The 20,032-nt window shown below is 72.3% G+C and carries 10 protein-coding genes; 7 read left to right on the top strand and 3 right to left on the bottom strand.

Translation table 11 applies throughout. From position 1 onward, the window contains the following. Positions 1-77: 77 nt before the first annotated feature. A complete protein-coding gene (locus ACIBEI_RS07525) occupies positions 78-911 on the bottom strand; it encodes a hypothetical protein (RefSeq protein ID WP_398886038.1) in 834 nt (277 codons plus the stop codon). A 174-nt stretch (positions 912-1,085) separates the two neighbouring features. Here ACIBEI_RS07525 and ACIBEI_RS07530 point away from each other — a divergent pair, with 174 nt between their 5' ends. The 5 genes from ACIBEI_RS07530 (at position 1,086) to ACIBEI_RS07550 (ending at position 13,973) form a co-directional block, all read left to right on the top strand. Next, positions 1,086-1,940, top strand: coding sequence for a DUF4132 domain-containing protein (locus tag ACIBEI_RS07530; RefSeq protein WP_398886040.1), 855 nt, complete (start codon positions 1,086-1,088; stop codon positions 1,938-1,940). Further along, positions 1,937-7,036: a hypothetical protein gene (locus ACIBEI_RS07535; RefSeq protein WP_398886042.1), complete on the top strand. Its 5,100-nt coding sequence runs from the start codon at positions 1,937-1,939 to the stop codon at positions 7,034-7,036. Before ACIBEI_RS07530 ends, ACIBEI_RS07535 begins: the two co-directional genes overlap by 4 nt. 135 nt (positions 7,037-7,171) lie before the next feature. After that, the gene (locus tag ACIBEI_RS07540; RefSeq protein WP_398886044.1) at positions 7,172-8,341 is read left to right on the top strand and encodes an AAA family ATPase; all 1,170 of its coding nucleotides are present in this window, start codon (positions 7,172-7,174) and stop codon (positions 8,339-8,341) included. Between the two features lie 5 nt (positions 8,342-8,346). Beyond that, entirely contained in the window at positions 8,347-12,156 is a 3,810-nt protein-coding gene (locus ACIBEI_RS07545) for a DUF5682 family protein (RefSeq protein WP_398886046.1), read from the top strand. Further along, on the top strand, positions 12,153-13,973 hold the full coding sequence (locus tag ACIBEI_RS07550; protein ID WP_398886048.1) for a hypothetical protein: 1,821 nt from the start codon (positions 12,153-12,155) through the stop codon (positions 13,971-13,973). Before ACIBEI_RS07545 ends, ACIBEI_RS07550 begins: the two co-directional genes overlap by 4 nt. A 19-nt stretch (positions 13,974-13,992) precedes the next feature. On the opposite strand, the gene ACIBEI_RS07555 is transcribed toward ACIBEI_RS07550, so the two are convergent. Both ACIBEI_RS07555 and ACIBEI_RS07560 read right to left on the bottom strand, forming a co-directional pair. Further along, complete coding sequence (locus tag ACIBEI_RS07555; protein ID WP_398886049.1) at positions 13,993-15,198, bottom strand: cysteine desulfurase-like protein; 1,206 nt, start codon at positions 15,196-15,198, stop codon at positions 13,993-13,995. Positions 15,199-15,355: 157 nt separating this feature from the next. Then, positions 15,356-16,816, bottom strand: a complete 1,461-nt coding sequence (locus tag ACIBEI_RS07560; RefSeq protein ID WP_398886051.1) for an alpha/beta hydrolase family protein — start codon at positions 16,814-16,816, stop codon at positions 15,356-15,358. A gap of 271 nt (positions 16,817-17,087) precedes the next feature. Between ACIBEI_RS07560 and ACIBEI_RS07565 the strand changes: the two genes are divergently transcribed. Continuing rightward, complete coding sequence (locus ACIBEI_RS07565; protein WP_398886053.1) at positions 17,088-17,552, top strand: hypothetical protein; 465 nt, start codon at positions 17,088-17,090, stop codon at positions 17,550-17,552. Between the two features lie 63 nt (positions 17,553-17,615). Continuing rightward, positions 17,616-19,901: a protein translocase subunit SecD gene (secD, locus tag ACIBEI_RS07570; protein WP_398886055.1), complete on the top strand. Its 2,286-nt coding sequence runs from the start codon at positions 17,616-17,618 to the stop codon at positions 19,899-19,901. The last annotated feature ends 131 nt before the right edge of the window (positions 19,902-20,032 follow it).

A 20,032-nucleotide genomic window follows, 5' to 3' on the forward strand; every position in this document is an offset into this window, starting at 1 on the left:
GTCTACGAGATTCGAACAGGCCGAAAGAAGGCAGGTCAGGCACTCCTTCGCGCCAGACATGCCAGATGCGCCAGATGTCAGGACGCGGGATTCCAGACGCCGTCGAACAACGCCAGTTCCAGCACATCCGGGCGTGACCCGGGCCAGCCGATCCCCGCGGAGGCGAGTTGCTCGGTCGCGGAATGGACCCATCCCAGGTACACCCCGTACCGATGGGAGGTCCAGCCGCTGTCCGACCAGATCCAGGTGGCCACGTCCGACGCGGAGGCCAGTGCCATGTCGGCGCCGACCCGCGTGGCATGAGCCCTCATCACATGTGCGACCCGTTGGTCCAGGATCAGCGCGCGGGGAGCGACAGGAGCGTCCGTCGCCAGGTCGGGGAAGGACACCTGGTCGAGGAGGTACGCCTGGTCGAGGAAGTACAGGAACTTGGTGAAGAACGCCGGACCCAGTTCTTTCACCGCCCCGCGCAGGCCGTCGTACGCCGCGACGGCGCCCTCCCGGCGAAGGGTGTCGCCGGCCATGGCCAACGCGTCGTCGACAGTCGGCTTCGCCAGGATCTCCTTGAGGCGGTGCGGACCGTAGCCGGTCCGGCCCTGTCCCCATACGTACGACGCGACCAGGGCCTCGGACCACTGCGAGCGCTCCGCTGCCCCGCGGGTCGCGGCGACTACCTGGTCACGGCTGATTCTCGCGGTTCCTGTTCGCGACCGCTCGGGGAACTCGACGGGCCAAGGCTCGACGCCGGACCAGTGTGCGGGCTTGTACTCCACGGCATGGCCGCCGGCACCCGCCGCGTACCAAGCACCGGATCCGGTCAGCCAAAGTTCCAGCGCGCGCACCGCGGTTGGGGGCAACAGGCGCTTCCTCAGCTCGTCGTCCAGCGCGTCCGCGAGATCCTGACGTCCCATCCCGCACCCCCCGTTTCCTCTGACACCTCGAAAGCCCGCAGAGTACCGGGGGACTTACTGATTCCGGACTCGAAATCGGCCTGGAGGCAGGTCAGATTGGTCTCGGAGCAGGTGTTGTCAGTGGTCTCACTTAGAGTTCCGGTCACTTGATCAGTGAAGTGCGGGGAGGCACATATGGGGTGGGTCACGGCCGGCGACTACGAGGTCGGCCTCGATGGCGGAAAGGTGGTGTGCCGCAACGCCGCGGGGCGGCAGTTGAAGTCCGTACCGGCCAAACTCGCGGACGATCCCGCGGTCATGGGACTGCGGCAGCTCGCCGAGTGGCTGGAACGGCACGAGCGCCAGTGCCTCGCCGATGTCGAGAAGTGGATGGTGCGCTCGCTTCCGGTGCCCCTCGCCGTCATCGCCCGGGTGTGGCCGGATCCCGCCTGGCAGAGCGCGTTGCGCGATCTCGTCGTCACCGGTCCGGACGGCGCAGTGGCCGGATTCCTCCGGGACGCCGACCTCGACCGCGGGCTCGGCCTCGTCGACCTCGACGGAGACAGCGTGCGTATCGCCCCCGAGCTGGTCCACCTCCCCCACCCCGTCCTTCTCGACGACCTTGAGGAACTGCGGGAGTTCGCCATCGAACTCGGCGTCGAGCAGCGGGCCCAGCAGCTCTTCCGCGAAGTGTGGCGGCGCCCCGCGGGCCTCGACGCCGAGGCCACCAGCGTGGAGGACTACGCGGGCGGCGCGTTCAAGCAACTGCGCTTCCTGCACGGCAGGACCACCCAGCTCGGCTACCGCGTGCGCGGCGGCAACGCCGTCTGCCCCGTGCGGGAGGACGCCCGTGGTGTCGAGGCCCGGGTCTGGATCGGTGACTACGACGGTTACGAGGAGACGGAGACCGGCCCCCTCATGTGGACCGACGGCTCCGGCCGGGTGCTGAAGCTCGGTCAGGTGGGGCCCGTCGCCTGGTCGGAGGGCATGCGCATGGCTGCCGCCCTGTTCGCCGGGCGTGACATCGAGGACGAGGAGCAGGCGGCATGACCACCTACGCACACACCACCGCGACCGCGCTCCTCGAAGCCGGCGCCGTCCTGCCCGTGGGCACCACCACCGGCGAGGACGCCGACTCCCTCACCGTACGGACGTACACCCACCCCGCGCTGGACGGCAGGCTCGCCGTCCGTCTCGTGCCGGGCACCCTCGGCGAGGCCGAGGACCTGGCCCTGGAGTTCCTCGGTCTGGCCCGCGAACCGGAGACTCCCGAGGTCGGACAGGTGCGCCGAGAGACCCTCGGCTTCCCCGCCTGGGCGCTGGTCAACGACCCGGCCAACGGGCACCACGCACTGGCCTTGGTCAAGGACGTCGAGCGGCTGGCGCGCCAGGCCAAGTCCCGCCCCGGCACCGCCAAAGAGGGCTTCGAGGAGCTCGGCGTACGGCTCGGCCGTGCCGTGCCGCACTTCCTGCCCACCTTCTACGAGCAGGCCGCCCGGATCTTCCTCCAGCACGAGAACACGACGTACGCCGCGGCCTTCTTCGGCAAGGCCCGCGAGGCCGAGCGGGTGCACGCGCTCGCCGTCGACGAGGAACGGCAGCGCGCCGTGTTCCTGGAGTTCGCCTTCGCGGGGGCACTGACGGTCAAGGCGCTCAAGGAGTATGTGAAGGACCTGGCCCACCGGCTCGACCCGGCCACGGCGTGGTCGCAGTTCCGGCAGCTGTGCGTGGAGCGCTGCGCGGCGGGCATGCCTCCGTACGCTTCGCTGCCGCAGGACGCCCGCGGCCTGATCAAGGCCGCCGGGCTGAACCGGGTCACCGAGGAATGCGCCCTGGTGGCCGACCTGGTCGCCTCTCCCGCCGCGGTGCGAGCGCCCGTCTCCTTCTGGACCGCCTACCGAGCCACCCTCGCGGTCCTCGCCGAACAGCAACCGGCCGTACGGGCACGGCTGCTGGAGATCATGCCGACCACCTTGGGACGCGAGGTCAAGGACGACGAGTTCTGGTTGACGCTGCTCGCGGAGAGCGGCGCCGATCGCCTCCTCACCGGCGAGAACGACGAGGAGGGCGAGGACGGCGAGGACGGCAAGAACAGTCGGGACAGTCTGGTCAGCCGGGCCGGTCAGGACGGCGAGAAGACGGAAGCCGTCGACGCGGCGGAGTGGCTCAGCCGCTGGGCCGCGCACCGCAAGCACGGCGGCACGGTCAGCAGCCGCTCACCGCTCACCCTCCGGCTCGTCGAACGGATGGCACCGCGGCTGCGTGCCGACGGCCGGGCCGTGGACCTGTTCACGGGCCGCTGGCACGCCGGTGCCGACCTCGACCTGCTGGACCTGTGCGTGGCACGGGGAGTCCCCCTCGCGATGCCGGACGCGGACAAGGAGGTGTATCTGTCCCTCGACCGCTGGGTCCGCGATCGTCAGCCCGGTGGGCGCGACCTGGCCGCCACCGCCGCGGATCCGCGTTTCCGGCCCCTGCTGCACCGGGCCATCGATGCGCTGAGCAACGACCGGACACTCGCCGGCGTGCTGGAGGCTCTCGCCGCCCATCCCGTACTGGGTGACGTGCTGCGCGAGTGGCTGGACGACGCGGTCGAGAGGTTCCGGGCCTCGACGGGCCTGCCCGGAGCCCGCGCAGCACTCAGCCGCCTGCGCCCCTTCCGACCGGTCGCCGCCAGGGTCAGCCCTCAAGCGGTCGCGCGTGTCGGGGAGCACGAGATCGCGCCGCTGCTCGGCCGCACCCTGCGGTCCGGCATCCCCGACGAACTGGGCTGGCCCGCCCTGGACGAGGCGCTGCGCCTCCTCGACTCCGACACCGAGACCAAGAGCAAGAGCAAGCACGGCCGCAACCGCAACCACAACCACGACGACGACCCATTGCGCCTGACCGAGGCCTGGCCGGCGCTGATCCTCTCCCGCAGGCACAAGGCCGTCGTCGTCGGACCGGACAAGGTGCTGCTCGACCACGATCTGCGCCTGCCCGTCGAACTGGACCGCTGGCAGCAACCGCAGTTCCGCTACACCGACGGTGAACTGCTCGTGATGTGGCGGCAGGACAGCAAGCAGTTCGGCTACTGGTCGGCCCGGCCGTCCGAGGTGTTCACCCTCGGCGGGGAGCAACTGCCCCACTGGTACGGCAACGACGCCGGTGACCCCTCCATCCCCCTGTCCGGCGGCGGCCGTGCCACCGGCGGACGCACGCTGCACGCAGGTGACACCGTCCTGCCACCGAGCCGGTCAGTCATAGGCGACGGCACGACCTGCTGGCGCCAGGGCCGGCAAGGCCGACAGCAGGTCTGGCTGGAGTACGACCCGGACACCGGTACGCACGGACGGGCGTCCCTGCCCGCCTTCCTGCGGTCCGGTATCCGCGAGGACGCCACGCTCCTGCAGCACCTCTGCGAGGTCATGCCCTTGCAACCCGGCCTGGAACACAGCCCCTTCGGCACCGACGGCTCGGTGCTCGGCCGCTGGGTTCGCTCGCAGGTCGAAGACACCGAGACGACGATGACCGCCGGTACGCCGGACGGCCGGACCGTCACACTGCGGGCGGCGGGCTTCCCTCTCGGTGCGCTCCGACTGCCCGGAGGCGCCGAGCCCGTCGCCGCGTACCTCCATCAGCATGTCGCGCTGTTCGCCTCCGACGACACCTCGGACACCGGCGAGCTGGGCCGGGTGACACCCGGTCAGCGGGGCGGGGAGTACGCCGCCGGCACCCGGCTCGTACCACCTGTCGCCTTCTGGCACGCACTGCGTCCCCGTGACGAGCGGGCGTCCGCCCTACTGCGCGCTCTGACGGACGAGACGGCGGCCGACGTGCTGGAGGCCGCGGCCCAGGCGCTGGCCGAGCGTGAGGATCAGCTCGTCAAGGCCGGTGACGCCGCCAAGACCGGCGTCGACGGCAAGCCAGTCGTCCCGGCCGCGGACGATTTCGTTCGGCGTGCCGTGTCGGCGGCCCTGCCCGACCTCACCGACGAACGGCTGCTCATCGGCGTGTCCGCCCTGGTCCGTACTGCGCTCCAACTCGCCGGGACGGCCGCCGCGTTCGTGGCACCGCCGGCCGAGAAGAAGCGGCCCGAACAGCGGCAGAACGAGGAGATGTTCGCCGACTACCGCCCCAAGCACGGCGAGGACCGGAACCTTCGCGCGGTCACCGCCGGCATCGCCGATCTGGGGGGATGGTGGGGAGGCAACCACGCGTGGACCGCGCTGCGCCAGATCCGGGCCGTGAACCACGTGCTGTCCGGACGGCCCGCCGAGGGCAAGCCGCTCCCCGATCTCGCGCGGACGGGCGCCCTCGGTGACGGCTGGCGGAGCGAGGAGCGCACGACCCCCAGCATCGGCATAGTGTGGCCGTCTCTCCTGGGCGTGCTGCGGCCGCTGGCCTACCGGGCCGCCACGCCCGTCCTGACCGACGCCGAACGGGAATCCCTGCTCCTGCTGCTCGAAGCGGTCACCGAAGGACCGCTGGCCGCACCCGGAGGCGGGCTGCGCGAGATCCTGCTGAGCGAGCCGCACGACAAGCAGCAGCGTGCCGGCCAGGTACTCCGCCGGGACGGGCGCACCGTGGTCTTCCTCGGCTGCCACAACATCGACGCCCAGAGCGGCCGGGTCAATTGGCTCGCCCTCGACCACGACCCCTCCGGCGCGTTCGGCGCCGTCGCCCACTTCACCCTGGACAAGGAGACCGCGGTGCCGTCGGCGTTCCCCGCCGACGGGCTGGCCGCCCTCGCCCGGATGATCCGGGACAAGGGTGCCGCCCCCTGGCACTCCGGGGCGCCCGCAGCGTTCGCCGCCGCGACCCGCGACGGTCTGGGCCCCATCCAGGCCACCGTGCTCCTCGCCGCGCGTCCGCAGAACCCCAGCGCCGACGTACTCGCCACGATCGGTCTGAAACCCCGGCAGATGGACCTGGGCAACGGCCGTCTGTCGTCGCTCGGCCGGGAGGACCGGTTCGCCCTCATGAGCGCGCTGCTGCCCGAGGACCCTGCCGATCTGTGGACGACCGGACCGGACCTCACGGCAGCGGGCCGGGTGTGGGCCGAGCGCCTCGGTTCCGTCGTCCGCCTGCCCGAGGACCTCGCGGTCGACCTCGCCGGTCTGCCCGCCGACTCCGCCGAGGCCGTGCTCAACCCGGGGCTCACCCCGTGGATCAGCCGCACGACGGTGCAACGACCGGACAAGGACGGCAACCTCGTCCCGGCGGACCCCGCGGCCGTGCCCGGACGGTACGACCTGACCCGTGCCGTCGCCTCCCTGGCCGCACTCGCCTACGGCCTGCCGTACGGGAGTCCGCTGCGCGCCCTCCTCCCCGAGGGCCTCGCCGCCCTGCGCCGCCGGCTCACCGACCCCGGGCTGCTGCTCGATCTCGACGTCGAGTGGACGGACAGGGGCGGCTCGACGGCCGTCGAACTGCGCAAGGCATACGGGCTTCCCGCCACCGGAGGAGCCGACGAACACGGCCTGACGCCTGTCGGGGAGGCCCTCGTGCTGCGCCCCTGGTACGGCGATCAGGAGACGGTCCTGCTCCGCCCCGCGGCCCTCACCGGTCCGGACGACGCGGTCCTCGGGCTCCTGGAGGGCCTGGTGGGTCCTGACCGCGACGGTGGCCTCCAGGCCCTGCGCTCGATCCTCGGCGACGGACTCGACCGCGCTCTGGCGGCCGGCCTCGACCCAGAGGGACCCGTCGGTTACGCCCAGGACCCCACTGTCGTCGCACCCACACTGGTCACCGAAGTGGCCTCGGCACACGGTCTGAGCGAGGACGCGGCCGCGCTCTACCTCCAGTTGCTGGCCCTGCCCGATCCGACGGACCGCAACTGCGCCCGCTGGACCGGCTGGAAGCCCGCTCGGCTGAAGAAGGCCCGCACCGAACTGGCCGCCACCGACCTGGTCGTCGAGGCGAAGCGACCGCGCGCCGGACGCACCCTGTTCCTGCCCTGCGGCTGGCGCGACCTCAAGTCCCCCGCCCTGCCCGTGGAGACCTGGAAGGAGGGCCTCTACCCGGTGCGCGACCGCTCGCGCGCCGTGCCCCACCTCCCGGTGCCCGACCTGTTCGCCCGCGCCTGGCAGCGCGTCCAGGACGGTGACGCGCCCGCCTACGAGAAGCTCACCACCCGCGCCACCCGGAAGGGCCGCCGCCGATGACCACCACCGAGCCGACCTCCCGAGCCACAGGACGAGCCGACCGGACGAACCCTTGCTGACGGCTCCCCGGATGACGACCCCTCTGCCGACCACCCCTCTGCTCACGACCTCCCGACCCGACCGGACGGACCACCGATGACCACCACCCTGGCCGCCGACACGGCCCGCCAGATCACCCCGCCCGAGGACCGGCACGCCACCGAGCTGGCATTCCTCGCCGCCTACGACGACGGGCCGCGCCCACCCGCGTGGCGGCTCACGCCCCGTGCCGTCGTCACGTTCGTCATGGGCAGCGACGGCCGGGCCCTGCGGCTGCCCGACCACGCCCCGGCGCCCGAGGGTGTGCCGCGGCGCCTCGTCGTAGAAGGCAAGTTCGTCGGCGACCGAGCCCTGGTCGAGCGGTGCGTCGTCACCCTCGCGGGCGAGCGCGGGCTGCTGCTCGTCGGCGAGCCCGGCACCGCCAAGTCCATGCTGTCCGAGCTGCTGTCCGCCGCCGTCTGCGGCACCAGCGGCCTGGTCGTCCAGGGCACCGCGGGCACGACGGAGGACCAGCTGAAGTACGGCTGGAACTACGCCCTGTTGCTGGCCCAGGGACCCAGCAGGCAGGCCCTCGTGCCCTCGCCGGTCCTGACCGCCATGACCCGGGGAGCCGTCGCCCGGGTTGAGGAGGTCACCCGCTGTCTGCCCGAAGTGCAGGACGCGCTGGTGTCGTTGCTCTCCGAGCGGCGCATCGCCGTACCCGAACTGGCGGGCACCGAGGACTCCCTGGCGCACGCGGCGCCCGGCTTCAGTCTCATCGCGACCGCCAACCTGCGCGACAAGGGGGTCTCCGAGATGTCGGCCGCGCTCAAGCGCCGCTTCAACTTCGAGACCGTCGGCCCCATCGCGGACCTCGACGCCGAGACCGCGCTCGTACGCAGCCAGGCACGTGCCTCGGTCGAGCGGGCCGGAGCCCCCTTCCGCGTCGACGACGCCGTACTGGAAGCCCTCATCACCGCCTTCCGGGACCTGCGGGAGGGCAGGTCCGCGGAAGGCTGGGAGGTCGAGCGGCCCTCCACGGTGATGAGCACCGCGGAGGCCGTGTCCGTGGCGGGCGCGCTGGGGCTCGCCGCCGCCTACTTCCCGGGCGACCGTGACGTCCTCGGCCTGCTGCCCGGTCATCTCCTCGGCGTGGTCCGCAAGGACGACCCCGCCGACGCGGCCCGGCTGCGCGGCTACTGGGACGGCCCCGTCAGGCGCCGCGCCGAACAGGGCTCCGCCACCTGGCGCACCCTGTGGGACCTGCGCACCGTCCTGGAGGACTGACCACCGTGCCCCTCTCCCCCGAGGAAGCCGTCGCGGCCCTCACCGACCCGGCGGCGCCCTACCTCATCGGCGTACGGCACCACGCGCCCTCGCTGGCCGCGGCCGTGCCCGCGCTGCTGGACGCGGCCAAGCCCGATGTGCTGCTCGTCGAACTCCCCGGCGAGATGCAGGAATGGCTGCCCTGGCTCGGTCACGAGGAGACGCGGGCCCCGGTCGCCCTCGCCGCCGCTCCCGGCGACGGGGGCGGCGGCCGGGGTCCGGCCTTCTATCCGTTCGCCGACTTCTCGCCCGAACTCGCCGCCGTGCGCTGGGCCGCGCGGCACGACGTGCCGGTCGTCGCGTGCGACCTGCCGCTCGCCGACCGGGCGTGGAGCGCCGAACGGCACGCTCCCGCATGCCCGGACGACGGTACGGACAGGTCCTCCGCTCCGGAGCCGTCCGGCCCGACCACCGATCCGGCCTCTGCACAGGCGCCCGGCAGCCCCGCTGCTCCACCAACCGCACAGACAGCCGAGGGCCGCGCCCCCTCGCCGGCCACCGGCGGGACAGCGGACGCTCCTGATCCCGTCGGCGTCCACGACACGTCCCGCCGAGCCGGCCTCGCCACCGCGCTACGGGCCCGGCTCACGGGCCGTACCGGTGACGACCTGTGGGACCGCCTCGTCGAGACGGCCGCCCCGGGCTCGCCTCCCGAAGCGCTGCGGCGGGCCGCGCTGCTGACGGGCTGGGCGCTGCGCGAGGACGCGGCCGCCTCGGGCGGCGTGCCCGAGCTGGACCTGCGCCGCGAGGAGTGGATGCGCGCCCGGCTGGCCGCCGCCACCGCGAACGGCGAACGCGCCGCCGTGCTCGTCGGCGCCTTCCACGCCCCGGCGTTGACGTCACCGGGTACACCGGCGGAAGTCCAACCGCCCGCCCCTCGCGGCACAGACGCCGAGGCCCCGGCATGGACGACGTCGTTCATCCCCTACACCTACGCGCTTCTCGACGAGCGGTCCGGCTACCCGGCGGGCATCCGGGACCCGGAATGGCAACACCTGGTCCTGGGCGCGGCAGGCGACCCGGCCGCGTTGGAAGAGGCCCTGACACGGGCCGCCGTACAGATCTGTGCCCAACTGCGCTCCCTCGGCCACCCGTCGGGACCCGCCGACGCCCGCGAGATCTGCCGCCTGGCGGGAGACCTCGCCCGGCTGCGTGGACTGCCCGCGGCCGGCCGGGGCGAGCTGGTTGAAGCGGTGCAGACCGTACTCACCCAGGGTGAGCCGTACGGGCGTGGCCGGGCCGTCGCACAGGCGATGGAGCGGGTGCTCGTGGGAACGCGCGGCGGCCGCCCGGCACCGGGAGCGCCCCGGAGTGGACTCGCCCCGGCGGTGGAGGCGGAGCTGGCGGCATTGGGGCTGCCGGGGCCCGACAGCCGCGGCGCCGACGCCACGCGGGATCTGCGCCTGGACCCGCTGCGTTCCGACCTGGACGCCCGCCGCGAACTCCTGTTGCAGCGCCTGACCGTGTGCGGTGTGCCGTACGGAGAGGCCAAGGAAGTCGTCGGCGCCGGCGGCTCCGAGGCGCTGACCTCCCGCTGGGAGGTGCGCTGGACACCTGCCACGGCGGCCATGCTGACCGCGGCCGGTGTCCGGGGAGTCACCCCCGCGCAGGCCGCCGACGGATTGCTGCGCGAACGCCGGCGCGCGGAGCGGGACGAGGGCGGACCCACGGCCGCGCAGAGCCTGCACGGCCTTCGGCAGGCGGCGGAGTGCGGCCTGCCCACGCTCACGGACGAACGCCTCGCCGACGTCCGCGAGGTGCTGCCGCACTCCGCCACGCTGCCGGAACTCCTCGCCGGTCTGGCCCTGTTGGACCGTCTGCGGGCGGGTCACGTCGCAGGCCTCGATACCGACGAGGAACGCATGGCCGCGGTGGCCACCGTGGCCGAGCTGCTGACCGCCGCGGCGGTGCGGCAGGTGGACGGTCTCACGGGTTCCGAGGACCGGGGCGACGCGCACGCGCTGCTCGAACTCGCCCATCGCGCGGACCTCTTGGGCGGCATACGGCTCACCGACGCGCTCGCCCGGCTCGCCGCCGACGGCTCCCCGCTGATGCGCGGCGCCGCCGGAGCCGTACGCGTTCTCCTCGGTCACGAGGACCCGCATGTTCTCGGCGACCGCATCGCCTCCTGGGTCGACTCGGCCAACACTCCCGAGGCCCGGACCGCCCTCACCGACCGGCTCATCGGGGTGCTCACCGCCGCGGGACCGCTCCTGGAGGCGGCGGCTCCCGCCCTGGAGCCGCTGCTCAACCGCATCATCGAGATGCCCGACCGGCAGTTCCTCGACCGGCTCCCTTCGCTCCGGGGAGGTTTCGACACCCTCAGTCCGGCGGCACGCGACCGGCTTCTCGACACCGTCGAAGAGCGCCTCGCCACCACGCATCTCACCGACACCGGCGGCGTCGACCCCGCCGCACTCGCCACCTGGACCCGCGCGGACCTCGCGGCCCGCGCCGCCCTCCGCACGCTCGGGCTCCTGCCTCCGCCCCATCCGCCCAATCCACCCAATCCACCCAAAGGGGACGAGCTCGTTCCGGCGGCCGAAAACCCCGACGCGCGCGAAGCCGCCAAGGCACCTGGAAGCCCCGAGGCCGAGGCAAGCGAACCAACCGAAGCAACCGAAGCAACCGGGCGAGTCGTTGAGCACTCCCCCGAGGATCACGTCCTCGCGTCCGCCGACCGCTGGCGGCTCGTACTCGGCCGTCGTACGGATCAACTGCCGCGCTCGGCCTCGGCGTTCGCGACCGCGCTGGACGAGTTGTACGGCAGCGGACGCGGCGAGGGCAGCAGGGGCGACCTGACCGGACCTCGCCGACGCGGCGGGGGCGGCCGGGAGGCTTCGTACCCGGGAGTGCGTGAGTGGTCCGAGGAACTGGCCGCCCTGTTCGGACCCGGCATTCGGGAAGAGGTACTGGCGGCGGCCGCGGCGTCGGGCCGAAAGGACGTGATAGCCGAGCTCAACCCGGACAGCGTGCGCCCCTCCGTCGACCTGCTGCGCACCGTGCTCCAGCACGCGGGAGGACTGCCCGAGGCACAGCTGGCCGCGCTGCGCCCGCTGGTCCGCCGCCTGGTCGAGGCACTGACCCGGGAACTGGCCACACGGCTGCGTCCCGCGCTGCACGGCGCGGTCCTGCCGCGCCCCAGCCGACGACCGGGCGGCGGCCTCGATCTGCCCCGCACACTGCGCGCCAACCTCGCGACCGCGCGCCGCGGCCCGGACGGCACCGTCCAGGTCATCCCGGAGCACCCCGTCTTCCGTTCGCGCGCCAAACGCGCCGCGGACTGGCGGCTGATCCTGGTCACCGACGTCTCGGGTTCGATGGAGGCATCGACGGTCTGGGCGGCCCTCACGGCTTCCGTCCTGGCCGGAGTGCCGACCCTCTCGACGCATTTCCTGGCCTTCTCCACGGAGGTCATCGACCTCACCGGCCATGTCGACGACCCGTTGTCGCTGCTCCTTGAGGTCAGCGTGGGCGGCGGCACCCACATCGCCGCCGGGCTGCGCCACGCCCGCGAGCTCGTCACCGTGCCGTCCCGCACCCTCGTCGTGGTCATCAGCGACTTCGAGGAGGGGTATCCCCTCGGTGGTCTGCTGGCCGAAGTCCGCGGTCTCGTCGGGGCGGGATGCCACGTGCTCGGCTGCGCGAGCCTGGACGACGCCGGTCGCCCCCGCTACTCGACCGGCGTCGCGGGACAACTCGTCGCCGCGGGCATGCCCGTCGCCGCCCTCAGCCCACTCGAACTCGCCCGCTGGGTAGGGGAGAAAGTCTCTTGAGCCTCGACCTGCCTCCGGTCGCCCCGGCCGTGACCGCCGAACTCGTCCAAGGGCTCACGCCCCGCCTCCGCAAGCGGCTGGACGCCGGGATCACCAAACTGGCGGGACGGCCGTCCGTCCGCGACGGTGACACCGTACGCATCTCCGTCGACGACGACACCCACCTCGAACTGCACGCCCCCGGCGGCACCGTGACCAGCACGGCCGCGATCCGCTGCGGCTGTCTGCTGGCACCGGACTGCCTGCACCGCGCGGCCGCGGCCTCGGCGGCACCGATCGCCGAACCCGAGTTGGAATCCGAGCCGCAGTCACAGTCGACACCGGACGCCATGCCCGCGCCGGTCGGCGAGGACACGCCCGTCTCCCCGAACGCACCGGCCTCCACGCCGAGGCCGATCTCGGCGGACGCCCAGTCCACGTCGCCCACTGAGCCCGAGACCCCCACCCCCGACCAACGCGCCGCCGCACAATCCATGTACGAAGCCGCGGCCGCCGTACTCGAAGCCGGTACGGACGGGGCGGGGGCCGTACTGCAGGCGGAGTTGCTGCGCGCCGCTCACACCGCGCGGATCAGCGGCCTGCCCAGGATCGCCGCCTCGGCGCTCTCCGTGGTCACGCAACTGCGCGCCGCCCGCTGCGCCGACCCGGCGTACCGCCTCACCGATCTGACCACGGCACTCCGCGAAGTCCTCGGGACGGCCCATCGCCTTCCGGGCTCAACCGGCCCCGAACTCGCCGCCCTGCGCGGCACCGCACGGCAGCCGTACACCCCGGACGGATCCCTGCGGCTGTACGGGCTGTTCTCCGAGCCCGTCCTCACGGCGACCGGCTACGCGGGAGCGGTCACCTGGACGTCCGACGCCGAGGGCCGCCTCTACACGGTCTCGGATGTCGTCCCGGGCGGGGCCGGTCGGGCGGTGGGTGCGGCCGACCGGGCCGTACGCATCGGGGACACGGCTCTCACCCACCGTGAACTGTCAAGGGCCGGGCTCGCCGTGTCGGGGGCGACCGTCTCCCCGACGGGCCGACTGGGTGCGGGAGCGGGCGTACGGGCCGTGCGCGCGTCCGGCGCCGCCTGGCGAGAGGATCCTCTCGCCGGTCTGTGGGCGCTGCCCGTCGCCGATCAGGTTTCACGTGCCCTGACCGGCGGGGACGGCCTGCTGTTCCTCGACGTGACCCTCACCGGTACGGTCCGCGAGGGGGCGGGCGACTGCCTGCTCGCCGACTGCGACGGACTGACGCTCCGTCTCGCCGCCGCCCACGACCACCCCGCACTTCCCTACCGCGACAACCTCCGTCTCCTCGCGGCGGCCCCGGGCACCCGACTCCGGGTCGTCGCGCGCCTCGACCCGTCTCCCCTGCCCCGGGCGCTGCTCCTCGCCGCGGACCACCCGCGCGATCCCGAAGCCCATCTCGACCTGGGTCTCGACCGCCTCCAGCACGCGGACCTGCCCGCCCCGGCGATGGCACCCGCCGGATCCCCACCCGCCACGGACGAGGCACCACTGCATCTCCTGCGCCGCCGTGTCCACCAGGCGGCCTCGGCGGGCCGTCGCGTGCTCGCCTTCCCCGGAGACAGCGCCACCGACAGCCGACGCCTGGGCCGCTACGGTCTCGCCTGCGCCGGAGACCTCCTCGACGAACTCCATTCGGCCGCCGCGGACCGGTCCCGCGACGTCTTCGGCCGTCTCGTCCCCGCCGACGTCAACCGGTTCGCCCACGCCTGGCTCGCGGCGGCCCACTACACCGAGGAGGTCGACCGATCGCTGTGCGCCGCGGCGTGGGGAGCGGATCCGGCGCTGTCGCCCTCCCCCTGAACGAGGCCGGTGGCTCCCCTCAGAGCGCCAGGAACTCGGACAGGCCGTCCAGGAGCCGTTCGACGTCCTCCGTGTTGTTGTAGGGGGCCAGGCCGATCCGGAGGCCACCGGTGTCACCCAGTCCGAGTCGGCGGGAGGCCTCGATCGCGTAGAAGGACCCCGACGGAGCGTGGACGCCACGCTCCGCGAGGAACCGGTAGGCCTCCGCCGACGAGCGACCGTCGAAGGTGAGCAACAGGGTCGGAGTGCGGTCGACGGCCCTGGAGTGGACTTGAACCCCTTGGAACGAGGACAAGCCCTTGTCGAGTTGTGCGCGCAGGGCGTGCTCATGGGCTTCAAGGGCCATGAACGCCGAGGCAAGGCGCTGCCGTCGCGTTCCTGTGGCCTCCGGGTCGAGCTCGGCGAGGAAATCCACGGCCGCTTCCGTGCCCGCCAGGAACTCGTAGGGCAGCGTGCCCAGTTCGAAGCGCTCCGGCACCGCGTCGGTCGAGGGAAGGAGCTTGTCCGGCCGCAACGTCTCCAGCAACTCCGGCCGGGCGGCGAGGACTCCGTGGTGGGGGCCGAGGAACTTGTACGGAGAACAGACGAAGAAGTCCGCGCCGAGCCGCTCCAGGTCGACCAGCGTGTGGGCGGCGTGGTGGACGCCGTCGACGTACGTCAGCGCTCCGGCATCGCGAGCCAGGCCGGAGATCTCGGCGATCGGGGGACGCGTTCCGATCAGGTTGGAGGCGGCGGTCACGGCGACCAGTCGGGTGCGCGGAGACAGAACGGCACGGACGTCGGCGGCGGTCAGTTCTCCGGTGGCGGGGTCGAAGTCGGCCCAGCGCACGGTGGCACCGGCCTGGGCAGCTGCCTGAACCCATGGGCGGATGTTGGCGTCGTGATCGAGACGAGTGACGACCACCTCGTCCCCGGGCGACCACGTCTTGGCGAGGGCGCGGGAGAAGTCGTAGGTGAGCTGGGTGGCGCTACGGCCGAAGACGATCCCTCTCGGGTCCGCTCCCAACAGGTCGGCCAGGGCCTGCCGGGCCTTGGTGACGATGCTCTCGGCGTTCCGCTCCCCCGGTGTCCCTTGCCCCCGGTTCGACAATGGCTGCGCCAGCGCATCGGCGATGGCCCGGATGACGGGCTGTGGCGTCTGGGTACCGCCGGGCCCGTCGAAGTGTGCCGTCCCGGCGCTCAGCGCCGGGAACTGGGAGCGGAGGGCGGTGATGTCGTACGTCACGAGGGCTCCTGTCCATGTCCGGAATGCGGCCGCATCGGCGCTCCGCCTGACAACGGTCGCAGTCTCCAGTACGTCCACCAGGACGGGCCTGTGGGACAGCGGCCGGCCGCTGTCCCACAGGTTGCCGTCATCCCACAGAGTGTCCCCCTGCGCCAAGTCACCGCGACGGGCGGAGCATCCTCGGCGGAGTGAAGTCGGTGTACGCGGGATCCAACGGCAGGTCCGCACCGGTACCGAGATCCAGCACCTTCTGGTACTCCGGACCCATCGCGCGCACCGAGGCGTTGAGCCGTGTCGGTGTGGTACTCGGCCACTTCCCGTCGTCGATCCGGTCGAGCAGAGTCCGCAGCATGACCAGTTCGTCGGCGGAGCTGAACGAGCAGTGCCCACCGCGGTCCACCCAGAGCTGTCGCAGTGAGGCGGAGTTGCCGTGGCGGCGGATCTGGTCGGCGTACCACCTCTCCTGATCGGTCACCGCGCCGCCGTCGCCGGTCGAGTGCAGGGTGACGACGGGAGCCGGCGTCGTACCGCGGACGATGCCGTGGCGGTACTGGTAGGCCACCGCCTTCGCGTCGGGCCGGATACGCGGCGCCTTCGCCAGGCGCTTCAGGTCGGCGTCCAGGTCCCCTCCGGGTGCGGCGGCGTACGCGTCGCGGACCAGGTCCTGCCGGCTCGACTTGGCGAGCAGCCGACCGTAGTCGATGCCCGTGTTCCAGGACGGGTTGCCGCCCGCGCGGTCCTCCAACTCGGTCCGGCCGACCGGGCCGATGCCATAGCTGTACGCCCATTTCGTCCACAGCGACTGGGCGGCGACCAGTTCTTCGGTCGTCTTCGGCTTCGGACCGTGCGCCGCGTACCACCCCGGGATGTTCGCCACGGCTCCGGCGAGGGCCAACCGGGCGCGCCCCTCGGGCGTTTCGAGGGCACGGTCGATCGCGGCGGCCAACGCGTCCCGGCTGACCGCGGCATCCTCGCCGGCCCGGACCAACTCGATGTCCTCGCCGGGCGCGAGGAGGGTCCTGACGACGAAGGTGATGTCGAGACCGGAGTTCCACGTCGCGTGTGTGTCGTACTCCGCGCACATCGTGGCCACCCCGTCGAAGCGCTTCGGGTTCCGCTCGGCGAGCAGCGCCGCGATCAGACCGCCCTGCGACATGCCGCTGGACACGGTCCGCCGCGGCTCGCCCACGTGCTCCTCGAACCAGTCGAGCAGCGCGACCTGGTCGGTCACCCCGTCCTGGACGCCGTAGCCGATGCCGTCGTTCTTGAACTTCGACGCCGCCACCGCGTATCCGTGCTCGATCAGCCACTGTTCGGTCTCGACCCGGTTCGCCACCTGAACGCCCTCCGGCACCCATTCGGCCAGGAAGTACCCGTGGCTGTAGAGCACCAGCGTCCCGTTCCAGCGGGCGGGCAACTCGACGCGGTACTCCGCCCCGTCGATCTCACCGGTGAACGTCTTCCGTCCTCCGTCAGCGGCCGACGCCTCCGCCGACGCGCCGGCGGGCGGCCCTCCGACCACCAGCCCGGCCACCAACCCCGCCAGCGCCGCACCCACCAGTCCCACCCGGGCCGTCCGCCGACGCCACCGGCCCGCCCCACTCGTCCTTCTGCTCACTCTCGTCTCCCGTCGTCGTTCACAGCCGTACTCAAGGGCAGACTGCGTGACGGGCACGTTCTCATCGGTACCGACGACCTGCCTTCGGCACCAGCAACCGCGCGTCGGTGGCGAGGTTCGCCAGGCGGCCGTCGGTTGAGGCCCTGCCGAAGCATCCGTGTCGGTCCCAGCGAACCTTATGCGTTCCTCATCCGTTGTCCTCAAGGGCCGCCCCCCGTGGCGGCCCTACCCCTGACCGGGCCCGGAGAGACACATGAGGAGGAGGTGTCGCATGGCACAGCAAACCCGTGCGGCCTCCCCCGGTAGCAGGAACTTCACGCCCGTCACCGGCGCGCTCCTGTCGGTGTTGCTCGCTCTCCTCGGCGTTCTCGGTCTCCAGGGCATCCCCGCCGCTGCCTCTCCCGTCGCACCGGTGTCGGCCGCGGCAGCTGCGCGCCAGAGCCTGGCACCGGCAGCGGAGGTTCCCCCGGCGACGAGTGTGGCCACCACGGCCGATGCCCGTAGCAACGCCGACGACAAGTGCGCCACCACCTGCGGCCAGCAGCCCCGCGTGGGCAGAGCCACTCCGGGCGAGTGGCACACCCTGACTCCGGGCGGGGTGTCCGTCCCGCCCGGCCTGGTGCTGCCTCTGCCGGAGTCCGGGCCGCAACTGCCGCTCCCGCAGGGCACCTTCACGCCTCCACAGCACTCCGAGCGTCACAGCGGGCGGGGCCCGCCGCCCTCCAACGGCATCTGACGTCACCCAGTCGATCCCCACCGCACCCTTCTCACGGCTGCGGTATGCCTGTTGGAGGCACCCTTGACGCGCGCCATCCGCGTGCGGGCGTTCTTCGCCCTTGCCGTTCTCGCCCTGTCGCTCTACATCACGCTGACCGTGCAGGTCCGCCTCGGACTCGATCTGCGTGGCGGCACCCAGATCGTCCTGGAAACCCGGGACTCACCCACGGCCAAGGCCGACTCGGAGGCCACCGACCGCACTTTGGAGGTACTGCGCCACCGCATCGACGCGCTCGGCGTCGTCGAACCCACCATCGCCCGCTCCGGAGACAACCGGATCATCGTCGAGCTGCCCGGCATCCAGGACCCGCGTGAGGCCGCCGACGTCCTGGGCCGTACCGCCCAACTCGCTTTCCATCCGGTCCTCGGAACCGCGGACGGCGGCGAAACCGCACGACAGTCGATGCCCGAGAAGTCGGCGGAACGCGTCCTCCCGGACGAATCCGGTCAGCCATTGCGCCTGGGTCCGTCGGCGCTCACCGGCGCGGACGTCGACAGCGCCGAGGCGCGCATCGACCAGCAGAGCGGGGTCGGCTGGTACGTCGGTGTCGACTTCAAGGGAGCGGGCGGCGACGCCTGGGCCCGTCTGACGGGCGAGGCGGCGTGCCGTCCGGCCGGCGATCCGGCCCGCCGCGTCGCCATCGTCCTGGACGACAAGGTCATCTCCTCCCCGCAGGTCAACTCCTCCGTCGCCTGCCGTACGGGCATCGACGGCGGGTCCACCCAGATCACCGGTTCCTTCAGCCGTGACGAGGCCCGCGAACTGGGTCTGCTCATCAACGGCGGAGCCCTGCCGGTGCCGGTCGAGACCGTCGAACAGCGCACCGTCGGCCCGACCCTGGGCGCATCGGCCATCGAGGCCAGTGCCCGGGCCGCCGTCATCGGCACCGCGCTGACCTCCCTGTTCATCATCGCCGTCTACCGGCTCCTCGGTGCACTGGCCGCCGTGGCCCTGGCCTGCTACGGACTCATCTCCTACACGGCTCTGGCCGCGCTCGGCGCCACCCTCACCCTCCCCGGGCTCGCCGGGTTCGTCCTGGCCATCGGTATGGCCGTCGACGCCAACGTGCTCGTCTTCGAACGGGCCCGCGAGGAATACGCGGCCCGCCAGAGCAGGGGCCTGCGCGCCGCCCTCACCGCCGGATTCCGCAACGCGTTCAGCGCCATCGCCGACTCGAACATCACCACGCTCATCGCCGCGGGCCTCCTCTTCTTCCTCGCTTCCGGTCCTGTCCGCGGCTTCGGCGTCACCCTCGGCATCGGCGTGCTCGCCTCCATGCTCAGCGCCCTGGTCATCACCCGCGTACTCGCCGATTACGCGGTCGCCCGTCGATCCGTACGACGCCGTCCCCGTCTCACCGGCATCGCGGACACCGGGAAGGTCCGCGACTGGCTCGTCCGCCGCAATCCCGACCTGATGCGCCGTCGCCGCACCTGGCTGGCCGCGTCCGCCGTCGCCCTCGTCCTGGCCACCTCGGGCATCGCGCTCCGGGGCCTGGACTTCGGCGTCGAGTTCACCGGCGGACGGCTCATGGAGTACGCCACCTCCGCCCCGGTCGACGCCGACCGCGCCCGGGACGCCCTGGCCGACGCGGGTCTGCCCCGCGCGGTCGTCCAGACCTCCGGCGACGGCGACCTCTCCGTACGGACGGACCAACTGTCCAACGCCGAGGCGGCGAAGGTGGACAGGACGATCGCTGACATCGCGGGCAGTGCCGAGAAGATCCGCGACGAGCTCATCGGCCCCAGCCTCGGGGACGAACTGCGCCGAGGGGCTCTCATCGCCCTCGCCACGGCACTGGCCGCCCAGTTGCTGTATCTCGCGGTGCGCTTCCGCTGGACCTTCGGCACCTCCGCGGTCGCCGCGATGGCACACGACGCCCTGATCCTCGTAGGTGTCTTCGCCTGGCTCGGCAAGCCGATCGACGGAGTGTTCCTCGCGGCTCTGCTGACCGTGATCGGATACTCCGTCAACGACTCCGTCGTCGTCTTCGACCGGATCAGGGAACTGTCGGCCGGCGACCGGAAGACCCCCTTCTCGCGCCTCGCCAACACCGCGATCCTGCAAACCCTCCCCCGCACGGTGAACACGGGCATGGGAGCCGTGTTCATCCTCTCCGCCCTCACCCTGCTGGGCGGAGACTCCCTGACCGACTTCGCCCTCGCCCTTCTCATCGGCATCGTCGTGGGCACGTACTCCTCGATGTTCACCGCCGCACCCCTGGCCATCGAACTACAGGCCCGCAGCACCGAACCGCCGCCCAGCGCCACGACCCGATCAGCCCCACGAGGCGCGGCAGCGATCTAGGAGCACAGCGAGAATCCGCTTCTGACCTGGGCATACGAAGTCGATCGAGCATGGCGCGACATCTCCGGATCAGTCACCTCTCACCGGGCGGTCCGGCTGATATCGTCCTGGCCCACCGAACAGACAGGGGG

Source organism: Streptomyces sp. NPDC050988, from assembly GCF_044456225.1.
GTDB lineage: Bacteria > Actinomycetota > Actinomycetes > Streptomycetales > Streptomycetaceae > Streptomyces.